This window comes from Kitasatospora griseola (assembly GCF_044999035.1).
GTDB classification, from domain to species: domain Bacteria; phylum Actinomycetota; class Actinomycetes; order Streptomycetales; family Streptomycetaceae; genus Kitasatospora; species Kitasatospora griseola.
The window spans coordinates 4820276-4833908 of sequence record NZ_CP173360.1 but is presented as its reverse complement, the minus strand read 5'-3'; the positions used below and the strand labels follow the sequence as shown (position 1 = coordinate 4833908).

Annotated in this window: 14 protein-coding genes; 3 read left to right on the top strand and 11 right to left on the bottom strand. The window is 73.9% G+C overall.

Annotated elements, in window-relative coordinates:
- Positions 1–24: 24 nt before the first annotated feature.
- The 4 genes from ACI1MP_RS21960 to ACI1MP_RS21945 form a co-directional block, all read right to left on the bottom strand.
- Positions 25–1410 carry a glutamyl-tRNA reductase gene (locus tag ACI1MP_RS21960; protein ID WP_380334298.1) on the bottom strand — a complete coding sequence of 462 codons (1386 nt, stop codon included), beginning with the start codon at positions 1408–1410 and terminating at the stop codon, positions 25–27.
- 31 nt (positions 1411–1441) lie between these two features.
- The gene (locus ACI1MP_RS21955; protein WP_100587324.1) at positions 1442–2299 is read right to left on the bottom strand and encodes a redox-sensing transcriptional repressor Rex; all 858 of its coding nucleotides are present in this window, start codon (positions 2297–2299) and stop codon (positions 1442–1444) included.
- Positions 2300–2406: 107 nt separating this feature from the next.
- Entirely contained in the window at positions 2407–3081 is a 675-nt protein-coding gene (locus tag ACI1MP_RS21950) for an exonuclease domain-containing protein (protein WP_404869303.1), read from the bottom strand.
- A gap of 155 nt (positions 3082–3236) precedes the next feature.
- Positions 3237–3515 (bottom strand): glutaredoxin family protein, encoded by a 279-nt coding sequence (locus ACI1MP_RS21945; protein WP_100587099.1) that lies wholly within the window; start codon positions 3513–3515, stop codon positions 3237–3239.
- A gap of 99 nt (positions 3516–3614) precedes the next feature.
- On the opposite strand from ACI1MP_RS21945, the gene ACI1MP_RS21940 reads away from it, so the two are divergent.
- From ACI1MP_RS21940 to ACI1MP_RS21930, 3 genes are all read left to right on the top strand, one after another.
- Positions 3615–4553: an HAD family hydrolase gene (locus ACI1MP_RS21940; protein WP_380334290.1), complete on the top strand. Its 939-nt coding sequence runs from the start codon at positions 3615–3617 to the stop codon at positions 4551–4553.
- Positions 4554–5040: 487 nt separating this feature from the next.
- Positions 5041–5889 (top strand): ECF subfamily RNA polymerase sigma factor, BldN family, encoded by an 849-nt coding sequence (locus ACI1MP_RS21935; protein ID WP_369880211.1) that lies wholly within the window; start codon positions 5041–5043, stop codon positions 5887–5889.
- A 363-nt stretch (positions 5890–6252) separates the two neighbouring features.
- Entirely contained in the window at positions 6253–7401 is a 1149-nt protein-coding gene (locus tag ACI1MP_RS21930) for a DUF5667 domain-containing protein (RefSeq protein WP_404869302.1), read from the top strand.
- Between the two features lie 47 nt (positions 7402–7448).
- On the opposite strand, the gene ACI1MP_RS21925 is transcribed toward ACI1MP_RS21930, so the two are convergent.
- The 7 genes from ACI1MP_RS21925 to ACI1MP_RS21895 form a co-directional block, all read right to left on the bottom strand.
- Positions 7449–8453, bottom strand: a complete 1005-nt coding sequence (locus ACI1MP_RS21925; protein ID WP_189271542.1) for a lysophospholipid acyltransferase family protein — start codon at positions 8451–8453, stop codon at positions 7449–7451.
- Entirely contained in the window at positions 8450–9505 is a 1056-nt protein-coding gene (locus ACI1MP_RS21920) for an NAD-dependent epimerase/dehydratase family protein (RefSeq protein ID WP_380334284.1), read from the bottom strand. The genes ACI1MP_RS21925 and ACI1MP_RS21920 overlap by 4 nt, the downstream gene beginning before the upstream one ends.
- A gap of 209 nt (positions 9506–9714) precedes the next feature.
- Entirely contained in the window at positions 9715–9813 is a 99-nt protein-coding gene (locus ACI1MP_RS21915) for a 30S ribosomal protein bS22 (RefSeq protein WP_003948845.1), read from the bottom strand.
- Positions 9814–9936: 123 nt separating this feature from the next.
- A complete protein-coding gene (locus tag ACI1MP_RS21910; protein ID WP_035863710.1) occupies positions 9937–10140 on the bottom strand; it encodes a helix-turn-helix domain-containing protein in 204 nt (67 codons plus the stop codon).
- Positions 10141–10257: 117 nt separating this feature from the next.
- Positions 10258–11121: a phosphatase gene (locus tag ACI1MP_RS21905; RefSeq protein WP_380334280.1), complete on the bottom strand. Its 864-nt coding sequence runs from the start codon at positions 11119–11121 to the stop codon at positions 10258–10260.
- Positions 11118–12302 carry an acetoin utilization protein AcuC gene (locus ACI1MP_RS21900; protein ID WP_387993819.1) on the bottom strand — a complete coding sequence of 395 codons (1185 nt, stop codon included), beginning with the start codon at positions 12300–12302 and terminating at the stop codon, positions 11118–11120. Before ACI1MP_RS21900 ends, ACI1MP_RS21905 begins: the two co-directional genes overlap by 4 nt.
- A gap of 39 nt (positions 12303–12341) precedes the next feature.
- The gene (locus ACI1MP_RS21895; protein ID WP_404869301.1) at positions 12342–13583 is read right to left on the bottom strand and encodes an MFS transporter; all 1242 of its coding nucleotides are present in this window, start codon (positions 13581–13583) and stop codon (positions 12342–12344) included.
- Positions 13584–13633 lie beyond the last annotated feature (50 nt).

Sequence of the window (13633 nt, the reverse complement as noted above, 5' to 3'; positions counted from 1 at the left end):
CGTGCTGGGGGGCTGACGGGGTGTTCATCTGGGTGCTCCGGCGGGCGGGGCGACGGCGGCCTGGGCGGCGGGGATGCCGCCGGCCGGGATCGAGGACCCGGCCCGGTCGCCGACCGGGGTGCCGGAGACAGCGTGCACTGCCGCCGGGTCCAAGTCGAACAACTCGCGCAGGGCTTCCGCGTAGGAGGCCCCGCCGGGTTCGCCGGCGAGCTGCTTGACCTTGACGGTCGGGGCGTGCAGCAGTTTGTCGACCACCCGGCGGACGGTCTGCGAGATCTCCGCGCTGGAGCGCTCGTCCAGGTCGGGCAGCCGGGAGGTGAGCCGGGCGAGTTCGCTGCGGACCACCTCGGAGGCCATGGCGCGCAGGGCGACCACGGTGGGGGCGATCCGGGCGGCGCGCTGCGCCTGGCCGAAGGCGGTGACCTCGTCGCCGACGATGGTGGTGACGGCGTCCACGTCGCCCGCGCCGGGGCTGGCGGCGTGCGCGTGGGAGAGGCTCTCCAGGTCGACCAGCAGGGCGCCGTCGAGCCGGTGCACGGCGTGGTCGACGTCCCGCGGCATGGCGAGGTCGAGGAAGGCGAGCGGCTGCTCGGCGGTGCGGGCGGCGACCGCGGCGGCCACCTCGGCGGCGTCGATGACGGTGCCGGCCGCGCCGGTGCAGGAGATCACCAGGTCCACGTCGGCGAGCGCCTGCGGGACCCGGTCGAAGTCCAGGGTGCGGGCGGCGTCGCCGAGGATCTCCGCCAGGCGCTCGGCGCGGACCGGGGTGCGGTTGGCGATCTGCAGGTCGGTGACGCCGGAGCGGACCAGGGTGGCGGCGGCCAGCGAGCTCATCGAGCCCGCGCCGACCACCAGGGCGCGCTTGCCGGCGATCGGGCCGGCACCGGCGGCGACCTGCTCCAGGCCGAAGGTGACCAGCGACTGGCCGGCCTTGTCGATGCCGGTCTCGCTGTGCGCCCGCTTGCCGACCCGCAGGGCCTGCTGGAACAGCTCGTTCAGGCCGCGGCCCGCGGTGTGCTCGTCCTGGGCCTTGGCCAGGGCGTCGCGCAGCTGGCCGAGGATCTGGCCCTCGCCGACGACCATCGAGTCCAGGCCGCAGGCCACCGAGAACAGGTGGTGGACGGCGCGGTCCTCGTAGTGCACGTACAGGTGCGGGGTGAGCTCGTCGATGTCGACGCCGCTGTGCCCGGCGAGCAGCTGGGACAGCTCGGCGACGCCGGCGTGGAACTTGTCCACGTCGGCGTACAGCTCGATCCGGTTGCAGGTGTTGACCAGCGCGGCCTCGGCGACGGTCGCCGAGGCGGCGGCGTCGTGCAGCAGCCGGGTCGGGGTCTCGCCGGTGAGCGCGGCGCGCTCCAGCACGCCGACCGGTGCGGTCCGGTGGCTCAGACCGACTACCAGAAGACTCATGCCCCCACCTCGTCGTGACGGATGTTCGTGCTCACGCCGGCATCACCGCGGACAGGTCGTCCTCGGGGCCCTTGGCGGCCGGGGCGCTCTTCGCCGGCTCGGCCGACTTGCCGCCGCCGGCGGCGCGGCGCAGCTTGGCGGCCGCGGCGCGGACCGGCCCGGGGGCGCGGTCGAGCACCGAGTCGCCGGCGGGCTCGTCGCCGGCCTTGCGCTGCTCGTGGAAGGCGAGGATCTGCAGCTCGATCGAGAGGTCGACCTTGCGCACGTCCACGCCGTCCGGGACGGTCAGCACGGTGGGGGCGAAGTTCAGGATGCTGGTGACGCCGGCCTCGACCAGGCGGTCGCAGACAAGCTGGGCGGCGCCGGGCGGGGTGGTGATGACGCCGATGGAGACGTGCTGGGAGACGACGATGTCCTCCAGCTCGTCCATGTGCCGCACCGGCAGGCCGGCGGCGGTGCTGCCGACCACGTTGGGGTCGGCGTCCAGCAGGGCGGCCACCCGGAATCCGCGGGACGCGAAGCCGCCGTAGTTGGCGAGCGCGTGGCCGAGGTTGCCGATGCCCACGATGACGACCGGCCAGTCCTGGGTGAGGCCGAGCTCGCGGGAGATCTGGTAGACGAGGTACTCCACGTCGTAGCCGACGCCGCGGGTGCCGTAGGACCCGAGGTAGGAGAAGTCCTTGCGCAGCTTGGCGGAGTTCACGCCGGCCGCCGCGGCCAGCTCCTCGGAGGAGACGGTCGGCACGGAACGCTCGGACAGCGCGGTCAGCGCCCGCAGGTAGAGCGGAAGACGGGCCACGGTCGCCTCCGGAATGCCCCGCGCACGCGAGGTCCGGCGCGCGGCGCCCGGGTCGGGCGTCTGCGAACTGCTGGGGGAGGGTCGGCCGATTGCCACGTTGCTCCTGTGGGTGAAGCTGGGCTTGGACCGCCAGGCTATGCGTTTGTGAACGTGTGCACAAAGATGGTGTCCGATTTGTCCCCGAACAGTGACACGCATCACTCGTAACCCGCCGCGCCGACCAGTGGACGCGACCCCTCCGCTCCGGCCGGCCACGGACCCAGCGGCGCCCACCGGCGCAGCAGCCGCACCGGCTCCCGGGAACCCGCCGAACGGCCCGGCGCCAGCCGCGGCCACGGCACCGCGGCGGCCGGAACGGGCTCCTCGGCCGCGCTGCCGACCCGGCGGCAGTGCCGCAGCAGTTCCACGGTGGCCTGCGCGTCGCCGAGCGCGGTGTGCGCCGGGAACCAGCCGAGCCCGGCCGCCTCCACGCACGCCGACAGTCCGAACCCGCCCGCCTGCGGCAGCAGCCGACGGGCCAGCCGCATCGTGCACAGCGTCGGCACCGTCGGCAGCACCACGCCGATCCGCGCGAACTCCCGCTCCAGGAACGCCCGGTCGCAGGTCACGTGGTGCCCGACCAGCACCCGGTCGGCCAGCAGCTCCAGCAGCCACGGCGCGATCTGCCGGAACCGGGGCGCGCCGACCACGTCCTCCTGCGCTATCCGGTGCACGTGCGTCGGCCCGACCGGTCCGGCCGGATCGAGCAGCGTGGCGAACTCCCGCTCGGTGCGCAGGGCCGCGTCCAGCTGCACCACGGCGACCTCGACCACCCGGTGGCGCCAGGGGCTGCGACCGGTGGCCTCGACGTCGACGACGGCATAGCCGTTCATCGCGCCCTCCTCTTGCACGGCCCCCGGCGGACACGGAAAGACGTTCGATGGTATGCCGGAACCCGGTCGAACTCCTAGGGCCGAGACAGTCGAACGTCCACGAAGGACCGCCCGGGCGGGCCGGTGCGAGGAGGGTCACACCGGCCGGGCGGGGGTCAGGCCAGCGCCTTGCGCAGCCGCTGCTCGTCCACCCGCCAGAAGTCGTGCTGGCGGCCGTCGATCAGGGTCACCGGGATCTGCTCGGCGTACTGCTCGTACAGCGCCGCGTCCTGCAGGATGTCCTTCTCCTCGAAGCCGACGCCGAGCTCCTCCACCACCTTGAGGATCACCTCCCGGGCGTCCTCGCACAGGTGGCAGCCGGGCTTGCCGATCAGCGTCACCACGGTGTCGGCCGGATTCTTCTTGTCACGTCGCAGCAGGCTCACAGCGCCCATTCTGCCGTCGCTCACACCACTGCCCCGGATGCCCCTCGTTCACCGCCGCGGCACTCCTCGGTCACGGGGGCGGACGGCCCGGCTGACTATGCTCGTTGCATGGCAGCGCTGCGAAGGCTCACCCGGTCGAGGCGTTCCACCGACGAACGGACCGCCCTGGCGGGCGAGGCCGCGGCCGACGCCGCCCAGGAACAGCTGGGCCCGGACGACACGGAGCCCGGACGGCCCAAGGCCCCCGAGGGCGACCACACCCCGGTGCCCGGCGACGTCCGGGCCGCCGCGTTCTTCGACTGCGACAACACCATCCTGCGCGGCGCCGCGATCTTCTACCTCGGCGTCGGCCTGTACCGGCGGCGCTTCTTCACCCGCCGCGACCTGGTCCGGTTCGCCTGGCAGCAGGCCGCGTTCCGGCTGCGCGGCTCCGAGAACCCCGAGCACATCGCCGACGCCCGGGACAGCGCGCTCGGCCTGGTCGCCGGCAAGCGCACCGCCGACCTGGAGCGGATCTGCGAGGAGATCTTCGAACCCGTCCTCGCCGAGAAGGTCTGGCCCGGCACCCGCGCCCTGGTCCAGATGCACCTGGACGCCGGGCAGCGGGTCTGGCTGGTCACCGCCGCCCCGCAGGAGGTCGCCCGGCTGATCGCCCGCCGGCTCGGCATGACCGGCGCCCTGGGCACCGTCGCCGAGGCCCGCGACGGCGAGTACACCGGCAAGCTGGTCGGCGGCATGCTGCACGGCCCCGCCAAGGCCGCCGCCGTTCAGGCGCTGGCCCGCCGCGAACACCTCGACCTGGCCCGCTGCGCCGCGTTCAGCGACTCCGCCAACGACATCCCGATGCTCAGCCTGGTCGGCCACCCGTACGTGATCAACCCGGACGCGGCGCTGCGCCGGCACGCCCGGGCGATGGGCTGGCGGGTGCGGGACTTCCGCACCGGGCGCAAGGCCGTCCGGGTCGGCATCCCCGCGGCGGCCGCGCTCGGCGTCGCGGCCGGGGCGGCCGCGACCGCGGTGGCGATGCGCCGCCGCCGGCAGGCCTGACCCGCCGTCACGGTACGGTCCACCCTCCGTCACCCGGCCCGATCTTGACCGGGCGTCAACCCGTCGCCTCCGACACGCCCCTCGACGGGTGGTCCCGGCACGCCTCGCGATCCGGCCGCGAGGGGCCTGAACAGGCCTCTCGACCGTGACCGGAAATGATCGTTCGACAGTCGGCCAAAGTCGTGGGTTGAGACCGCCCCGACCGGGGAAACCCCGGACCTCCGTGACCGTTCGGTCACCTGACGCACGCAAGTGGTCGCGTTGGGTCGGTGAAATGGTGTCAACTCCGGTCACCCGTAGGTGAATATGCACAAGAAGTGGACTTTGTTCGACCACTTCGACCACGCGGTGTAGCTGTCATTGCACAAAGCGTTATTCTCTCCTGGATGCACGCCACCCCGAACGTCCCCGTGACGGGTGGTCAATGCGGCGTGCTGCTCCGCGCAGGCGGAGGTGATCCGTCCACAGTTCTGCCTCTGGGAGTCCCGTGTACCCACCCGTCCGGAACGACGCGCCAGCCACCTCCCGCCCGTCGACCGCCGGCCTGCGCCGCGGTGTGCGCCTGGAGCGGTTGTGGGCCGCGATCCGCGAGTTCGAACTGCTGGTCCCCGAACCCGCGGTGGCCGGCCCCGCGTTCGCCGCGCCCGCCCCCGCCGCGTTCGCCTCGCCCCTGCTGCGCTCCACCGCCGCCGGCTCCCCCGCCGCCGCCCCGCGCAGCCGGACCGTCCCCTCCCCCGGCACCCGCGGCCGTGCCCGCACCGCCCCCGCCGGACCCGGCTACGACACCGAGCACAACCCCGTCGTCGACCTGGTCGAGCGCGCCCAGAACGGCGAGAGCGAGGCCTTCGGCCGGCTCTACGACCACTACGCCGACACCGTCTACCGGTACATCTACTACCGGGTCGGCAGCCGGGCCACCGCCGAGGACCTCACCAGCGAGACGTTCCTGCGCGCGCTGCGCCGGATCGGCACCTTCACCTGGCAGGGCCGCGACTTCGGCGCCTGGCTGGTCACCATCGCCCGCAACCTGGTGGCCGACCACTTCAAGTCCAGCCGGTTCCGGCTGGAGGTCACCACCGGCGAGATGCTCGACTCCAACGAGTGCGAGCGCAGCCCCGAGGAGTCGGTGCTGGAGTCGCTCTCCAACGCCGCCCTGCTGGACGCGGTGCGCCGACTCAACCCGCAGCAGCAGGAGTGCGTCACGCTGCGCTTCCTACAGGGCCTCTCGGTCGCCGAGACGGCCCGGATCATGGGGAAGAACGAGGGCGCCATCAAGACGCTGCAGTACCGGGCGGTGCGCACGCTGGCCCGCCTGCTGCCGCCGGACGCCCGGTAGTCCGCCGCCCGTGGACGCGACACCCTGCAGACCCCGGCCCGAACACCCGCGCCCGGCGCGCCCGTTGGCGGCGCGCCGGGGCCCGGTGCGCCCCTCGCCGGCTCACCCTTTGCCTGACGCGCCGTCAACCCACCTCTGGCGCTTGCCCGTCCGGGTGAGAGAGCGGTCATCTGCTCTGCTTAATACGCCAGGGGGGTCGTGCGTAACCGACTCCCGACACCGCTCGTTGGCCAGCGTGCAATCCGCCGCCGGGCCCACAGTCAAGAGGCAACTCGAACTGTCACCCGATGGTGTGGTGTGGGCCCGCCGGGACAACCAACCGCCGGGCCACGGTGTCGAAAACGACGAAGGGAGGTGTGGCCCGTGACGGCAAACATGCTGGAGCACCGGCGGGCGAAGTCCTTCGCCGAGGCGCTGGAGGCCCACCAGAGTGACCACCGGAGCAGCGGCGCGCACCGGGCCGGCTCCGCCGCCATGGCCGAGCTGCTCACCATGGCCGACGCCCTCGGCGCGCTCCCCGCCCCCGGGCTCGCCGCCGAGACGCGGACGGTCCAACGCGCCCGGCTGATGGCCGCGTTCGAGCAGCAGTGGGCCGAGGGCGCCCCCACGGCGGTCATCCCCGTCCAGCGCCGCGGGCGCGTCCGGCGGAGTCGCTGGGGCCGCCGCCTGGCGATCGGCGGACTGGTCGCGGGCGTCGCCGTCGGCTCCTTCGCTGGGGCCGCCGCCGCCTCCACCGGCGCCCTCCCCGGGGACGCCCTGTACGGCATGAAGCGCGGCCTCGAAGGGCTCCGCCTCGACTGGGCCGACAGCGACTCCGAGCGTGGCGCCCTACTCCTCCAGCAGGCCTCCACCCGGCTCGACGAGGCGCAGTCCCTGCTCGGCCGGACCGACCCGGGCAACACGCTCAGCCCGGCCACGGTCGACCAGGTCCGCCGCGCCCTCGACGACATGCACGCCGAGGCCCTGCGCGGCCGCGACCTGCTGCGCGCGGTCTACCGCTCCAACGGCTCGCTCGCCCCGATGCGCCAACTCGCCGGCTTCGCCGGGCAGGACGAGCGCTGGTCGGCGCTGCAGTCCCGGCTGCCGTCCGGCCTGGCCGGCCAGGCCGACAAGGTGGACCGCCTGTTCAGCGACATAAGCGAGGACGTCGCGCCCCTGCGGCTGGTGGAGGTCGCCGGCCAGGGCAGCGACGGCAGCGGAGCCGCCGGCGACTCCAAGGCGGGCCGGCCGGCCGGCGGCGACACCGCGAGCACCGGCAGCGGCGCCGGGCAGGGCCCGGCCGGTGGGTCCGCCGGGCGGGCCACCCCGTCGGCCACCCCGTCCGCCAAGCCCGGTCTGGGTGACCTGCTGGGCAACCTCACCGGTGCCACGCCCTCGCCGGCCGCCCCGCCGGCCCAGGGCGGCGGGGCCCCGGCCCCGTCGGCCTCCCCCGCCGCGCCGGCGGACGGCAGCCAGGGCCTGAACCTGCCGCCGCTCCTCCCGGGGCTGCTGCCCGGCCTCACGCTCGGCTGAGCCGGGCGGGCCGCCGCCCCGCGCCGGGAGCGCGGAGCGGCGGCCCGTCAGCCGAAGACCGAGCGGCGCTGCACCAGCAGCTTGTACAGCGTGTGCTGGATGGTCTCCCGCACCTGGTCGGTCAGGTTGAACACCAGCATCGGGTCGTCGGCGGCGTCCTTCGGGTAGCTGTCCGTCGGGATCGGCTCGCCGAACTGGATGGTCCACTTGGTCGGCAGCGGGATCGCCCCGAGCGGGCCCAGCCACGGGAAGGTCGGCGTGATCGGCACGTACGGCAGGCCGAGCAGCCGGGCCAGCGTCTTGAAGTTGCCGATCATCGGGTAGGTCTCCTCCGCCCCGACGATCGAGCACGGCACGATCGGCACCCCGGCCCGCAGCGCGGACGCCACGAAGCCGCCGCGGCCGAACCGCTGGAGCTTGTACCGGTCGGCGAACGGCTTGCCGATGCCCTTGAAGCCCTCCGGCCAGACCCCGACCACCTCGCCGCGCTCCAGCAGCGTCTGCGCGTCCTCGTTGCAGGCCAGCGTGTGCCCGGCCTTGCGGGCCAGCTCGTTGACCACCGGCAGCACGAACACCAGGTCGGCAGCCAGCATCCGCAGGTGCCGGTCGGCGTGGTCGTGCACCGCGACCTGCGTCATCAGCGCGTCCAGCGGGATGGTGCCGGAGTGGTTGGCGACGATCAGCACGCCGCCGTCGGCCGGGATGTGCTCGGTGCCGCGGACGTCGATCCGGAAGTACTTCTCCGCCAGCGGCCGCAGCATCGCGAGGAACACCTCCTCGGTCAGCTCCCGGTCGAAGCCGAAGTCGTCGACCTCGTAGTCGCCCGTCAGCCGGCGGCGCAGGAAGCCGAGTCCGCCGGCGGCGCGCTGCTCCCAGCCCTTGCCGAGCAGCCGGGTCGCGGTCGCGCCGAGCTGGCCGGAGAGCGCCGCGCCGACGCCGTCGGCCAGCCGGTCGGCCAGCGCCGGGCGCGGCTCGGGGCCGGACCAGCTCGGCGCGGACTCGATCGGGATGACCTTGGCCGCCGGGTCGGCGGGCTCCCGGGCGGCTGTCATCGCGGCCTCAACTCCTCGGGTTCGGTGGGGCGGTGGTCGGCGAGCAGGTCGGTGAGCCGGTCGGTGACGGCGGTCAGCCGGGCCGGCGGCAGCGGGCCGGGCTTCACATGCGCGGCGAAGTCGGCGAACGCCTCGGAGGTGCTCCAGCGGGGGGTGTAGCCGAACGTGCCGCGCAGCAGCGCGGTGTCCACCACCCGTCCGTGGGTGAGCAGTTGGAGCTGTTCCTGGGAGAACGCGCGGTCCGCGGGGGCGGTCAGCTGCCGGGCCAGCCGGCCGACCACGCCGAGCGCGGGCCGCAGCAGCGGCACGGTGGGCCGGCCGAGCCGGCGGGCGCACTGGGAGAGCAGCAGCACGCCGTCGCCCGCCACGTTGTAGGTGCCGCTCGGCGCGTCCAGCGCGGCCAGCCGCAGCACCTCCAGCGCGTCGTCCTCGTGGACGAACTGCAGGCGCGGGTCGTGGCCGAGCGCGGTCGGCAGCAGCGGCAGCCGGAAGTACGCGGTCAGCGGGGTGTCGCCGTGCGCGCCGAGGATGTTGGCGAACCGCAGCACGGTCACCGCGACGTCGGGGCGGCGGCGGGCGAACCCGCGGACGTAGCCCTCCACCTCGGCGGCGTCCCGGGCGAAGCCGCCGGCCGGCAGCGCCTTGGGCTGCATCCGCTCGCCGAACACCGCCGGGTCGCGCGGCGCGGAGCCGTAGACGGCGGTGGTGGACTTGACCACCAGGCGGCGTACGCCGGGGGCCTTCTGGCACGCCCCGAGCAGCTGCATGGTGCCGATGACGTTGGTCTCCTTCACCAGCGCCCGGCCGCCGTGCCCGAGCGAGGTGACGTGCAGGTGCACCACGGTGTCGACCTCGTGCTCGGCGATCACCCGGGCGATCGCCGGCCGGCGCAGGTCGACCTGCGCGTACTCCACGCCGAACGGCAGCGCGGCCGGCGGCGGGCCGGCGTCCACGCCGACCACCCGGTCCACGCCGGGCTGTTCGGCGATCTGCCCGGCGAACCGCGCACCGAGCCAGTGCGCCACACCGGTGACGAGCACGACCTTGCCCACGTTGCCGCGACCTCCCTGGCTGCCGGTGCTGCCTTCCCCCTGGCCTGCACCGTACCGCGCCGCGGTCGCGGGAGCGGAAACGCCACTGCCCGCCACCGGAAATCATCCCGGGGCGGGCAGTGGTGCACCGTCGGCGTCAGTTCTTCCTGCGTCGCTGAACGCGCGTGCGGGGCCGACCCCCGCGTGAGCGAGGATGACGCCGAACGGTGTTACTTCTTGTTGCGACGCTGAACGCGGGTCCTCTTCAGAAGCTTGCGGTGCTTCTTCTTGGCCATACGCTTGCGACGCTTCTTGATGACAGAGCCCACGGAACATTCCTCGCTCACTCGGACCCGCGCCCGTGAGGAACGGGAGTCCATACGACTGACGGAGGGCCTAGCCTACCGTCCACCTCGCGTTTGCCGTAATCGGTGTCCCGTGGCGGTTGCAGACTACGCGCTCTGCAGCCGCACGTAGGACTCCTGGAGGTACTCGTGCACCTTCTGCTCGGGCACCCGGAACGAGCGTCCGACCCTGATGGCCGGAAGTTCGCCGCTGTGCACGAGACGGTAGACCGTCATCTTCGAGACCCGCATCACCGAGGCGACCTCGGCGACGGTCAGGAAGACCACATCCTGCAGGGGACGCTCGCTCATGACCCTCACCCGACCCTTACCCGTGTGCAAGGCACCGGCTTCCCCTCCGGTGACTCCACCGGCACACGTGTATCCCCAGAGTAGTTATGGGTGGTACGGGTGGGAAGGGGGTGGCCGTCAACTGTTGTACGGTGCGAGATCCGCCCGTTGCAGTACGTAGTCGCTCAACGGGCGGTAGCAGGCCGGGGCGGAGCCGTCCTCCAGCGGGACGACCACCCGGACCAGACCGTCCGCCTCGGCGGCGAACGGGGCGACGTCGTTGCAGTCGGCGATCCCGCCGGCCGGGATGCCGAGGCGGCCGGCGCCGCACAGCCAGCCGTGGTCGCCCAGGACCAGGTCGGGAGGGCGGTGCCCGGCGTCGGCGAGGGCGGCCACGGCCAGTTGGACGGGCAGCGCGGAGTGGGTGTGGGCGAGGTCGCCCGGGCCCGGCCGGCCGGGGCGTTCGGGGCCGTCCAGGGCGCGCATCACCAGCACCCGGTCGACCGCGTCGAGGTAACGGGGGCGGTCACCCTCCGGGGTGGGCTCACGGAAGCGCACGCCCCGCGCAGGGGTGTGCACGGGGCAGCCCGCCGCTTCGAGCGCCCTTACGAGCGCCCCGTGGAAGCCGGCCAGTTTGGTCGGGTGCCCGGTGCCGGCCAGCACGCTGCCGCGGCGGTCGGCGGTGCGGCGCAGCAGCGCGGCGAGGCGGTCCAGCGCGGCGAGGGTGAGTTCGGGGTCGATGGTGTCGGGGCCCTCGGTGTACCGGGGGTCGGGGTCGACGCCGACCCGTTCGGCCATCAGCCGCAGCACCGCGTCCTGGTCGCGGCGGGGCTCCGGGGCGAGGCCCATCAGCGCCTTGGGGTCGCCCTGGGCGAACAGCCGGTAGTGCCGCAGGTTGTTCTGCCGGGGGGTGGGCACGTCGGGGCCGGCCAGGCGGTGCTTCAGCAGGTGGGCGCGGAGGTCCTCGCGGGCGGTCGCGAGCGCGGACGCGGTCGCGGTCACGGGAGCAGTCCGTGGTGCGGGAGGACGGCGCGGCGGGTGGCCAGGATCGCCTGGTCGAGCCGGTCGGCGGGGTCGTAGCCGCCGTCGTGGAAGTCCGCCCAGTCGGGGTCGGCGCCGTCGGTCATCCGCAGCGGGGCGGGGCGGCGGGTCAGCCGGTAGACCTCGGCGCGCCACTCCTCGGGGGTCTCGGTGGCCGGGTCGACGGGGTGGCCGGCGGCGGTGGCCACCAGGTGCGTCCAGGTGCGGGGCACCACGTCGACCACCGCGTACCCGCCGCCGCCGGTGGCCACCCAGCGGCCGTCGGCGTACTGGTGGGCGAGGCGGTGCACCGACTCGGCGATCAGGCGCTGGGCGTCGACGGTGACGGCGAGGTGGGCGAGCGGGTCCTCGATGTGGGTGTCCGCGCCGTGCTGACTGACTATCACCTGCGGGCGGAACGCGGCCAGCAGTTCGGGGACGAGGGCGTGGAAGGCCCGCAGCCAGCCGGCGTCGCCGGTGCCGGCGGGCAGCGCCAGGTTCGCGGCGGAGCCCTCGGCGTCCGGGCCGCCGGTCTCGGTGGCCCAACCGGTCTGCGGGAACAGGGTGCTGGGGCTCTCGTGCACGGAGACGGTGAGCACCCGGGGGTCGTTCCAGAACGCCTGCTGGACGCCGTCGCCGTGGTGGACGTCCACGTCGATGTAGGCGACCCGTTCCGCGCCCAGTTCCAGCAGGCGGGCGATGGCGAGGGCCGGGTCGTTGTAGATGCAGAACCCGGACGCCTGGCCGGGCATCGCGTGGTGCAGCCCGCCGGCGAAGTTGACGGCGTGCGGGGTCTGCCCGCGCCACACCGCCTCGGCGGCGGCCACCGACTGGCCGGCGATCAGCGCGGAGGCGGTGTGCAGGCCCGGGAACGACCAGTTGTCGTCGGTGCCCAGGCCGTGCACGGGGTCGGTGCCGGACGGGTCGGCGGCGGCGCGCTTCACGGCCGCCAGGTAGTCGGCGGTGTGCACCAGGCGGAGCGTGGAGTCGCCGGCGGCGGGGGCGGAACGGACGGTCACGGAGGGCTGCTCGGCGAGGCCGAGGGACTCGATCAGACGCATCGTCAGGGCGAGACGGGTCGGGTCCATGGGGTGGCCCGGTCCGAAGTCGTAGCCGGTTTCGGCTTCGTCCCAGTAGAGGTGCAGTCCGCAAGTTTCTGCCATGGGCACACGGTATCCGGCAGCGGCGCACCCGGGCGCAGGTCATGGTGTGCGACGCGGTCCTGCCACTGGCTGCCTACCGCTTCGCGCAGTCTCCCGCGCCCCTGGCTTCGCGCCCTCGAAGTGGGGGGCCAGCGGGATGATCGCCAGGATCATGAGCATGGGGGCGCCGAAGGCCCAGCGGTAGTCGGAGAGTTCGGCGAGGGTGCCGACGAGGGGGGAGCCGATCAGGAAGCCGACGTAGTTGAAGAGGTTGAGGCGGGCGACGGCGGCGTCGCTCGCGTGCGGGAGGAGGCGGCCGCCGGCGGCGAAGACCTGGGGGATGATCGCGCAGATGCCGAAGCCGAGGACGGTGAAGCCGAGGATGCCGGCCCAGGCGCCGGGGGCGGTGGCGGCGAGCAGGAAGCCGGCGCCGGCCAGGCTCGCGCCGGTGCGGACGACGGGGATCGCGCCGAAGCGCTGGACGGCGCGGTCGCCGACGGCGCGGCCGAGCAGCATGGCGACCATGTAGCCGAGGTAGGAGAGCTTGGCGAGGTCCTCGCGGCTGCCGAGGCCGTCGGTGAGGTACTTGACGCTGTAGTTGGAGACCGAGGCGTCGGCGATGTAGGCGAAGGCCATCGCGGCGCACAGCGGCAGCAGCGGGCGCCAGGGGATGCGGCGGGCGGCGAGTTCGGCGGCTTCCCGGACGGCGTCGCCGAGTTCGGCCGGGCCGGCGAAGCGGCGGCCGACCAGCAGCGCGGCGGGGGCGAGGACGATCGCGGCGCCGCCGAAGAGGGTGGGCAGGCCGGCGTCGTAGTGGGCGGCGAGGCCGGCGAGGGCGGCGCCGGCGATGCCGCCGAGGCTGAACGCGGCGTGGAAGCCGATCATGATGCTGCGGCCGTAGCGGTGCTGGAGGCCGACGCCGAGCATGTTCATGGAGGCGTCGAGGGCGCCGACCAGGAGGCCGAACAGGCCGAGGGCGATGGCGAGTTGCCAGAGCTGGTCGCCGAGGCCGGTGAGTCCGAGGGTGAGGCAGAGGGCGGGCTGGACCACGCGCAGGACGCCGCGGGCGGTGGTCCGCTTGACCAGCGTCTCGGAGCCGATGGAACCGACGCCGGCCAGGATCGGGACGGCGGCCAGGAAGACCGGCAGCAGGGAGTCGCTGAGTCCGTAGCGCTTCTGGATCTCGGGTATGCAGGTGACCAGCAGGGCGAAGGTGTTGCCCTGGAGGAGGAACGAGAGGGTCAGCGCGGCGCGGGCCTGCCGGAGTCTCGGGGTGGGTTCGGCCGTGGCCGTGTCCTGCATCGGGACCTCGCTCACCACCGACGCTACCGGCCGGTACGAAGGATGTTGGC

What these genes read in the sequence shown, in the direction of transcription:
- ACI1MP_RS21945 (WP_100587099.1), bottom strand. Translation starts at nt 3,515, where the DNA reads ATGGGCGCTGTGAGCCTGCTGCGACGTGACAAGAAGAATCCGGCCGAC.
- ACI1MP_RS21910 (WP_035863710.1), bottom strand. Translation starts at nt 10,140, where the DNA reads ATGAGCGAGCGTCCCCTGCAGGATGTGGTCTTCCTGACCGTCGCCGAG.
- ACI1MP_RS21940 (WP_380334290.1), top strand. Translation starts at nt 3,615, where the DNA reads ATGGCAGCGCTGCGAAGGCTCACCCGGTCGAGGCGTTCCACCGACGAA.
- ACI1MP_RS21950 (WP_404869303.1), bottom strand. Translation starts at nt 3,081, where the DNA reads ATGAACGGCTATGCCGTCGTCGACGTCGAGGCCACCGGTCGCAGCCCC.
- ACI1MP_RS21960 (WP_380334298.1), bottom strand. Translation starts at nt 1,410, where the DNA reads ATGAGTCTTCTGGTAGTCGGTCTGAGCCACCGGACCGCACCGGTCGGC.
- ACI1MP_RS21900 (WP_387993819.1), bottom strand. Translation starts at nt 12,302, where the DNA reads ATGGCAGAAACTTGCGGACTGCACCTCTACTGGGACGAAGCCGAAACC.
- ACI1MP_RS21895 (WP_404869301.1), bottom strand. Translation starts at nt 13,583, where the DNA reads ATGCAGGACACGGCCACGGCCGAACCCACCCCGAGACTCCGGCAGGCC.
- ACI1MP_RS21925 (WP_189271542.1), bottom strand. Translation starts at nt 8,453, where the DNA reads ATGACAGCCGCCCGGGAGCCCGCCGACCCGGCGGCCAAGGTCATCCCG.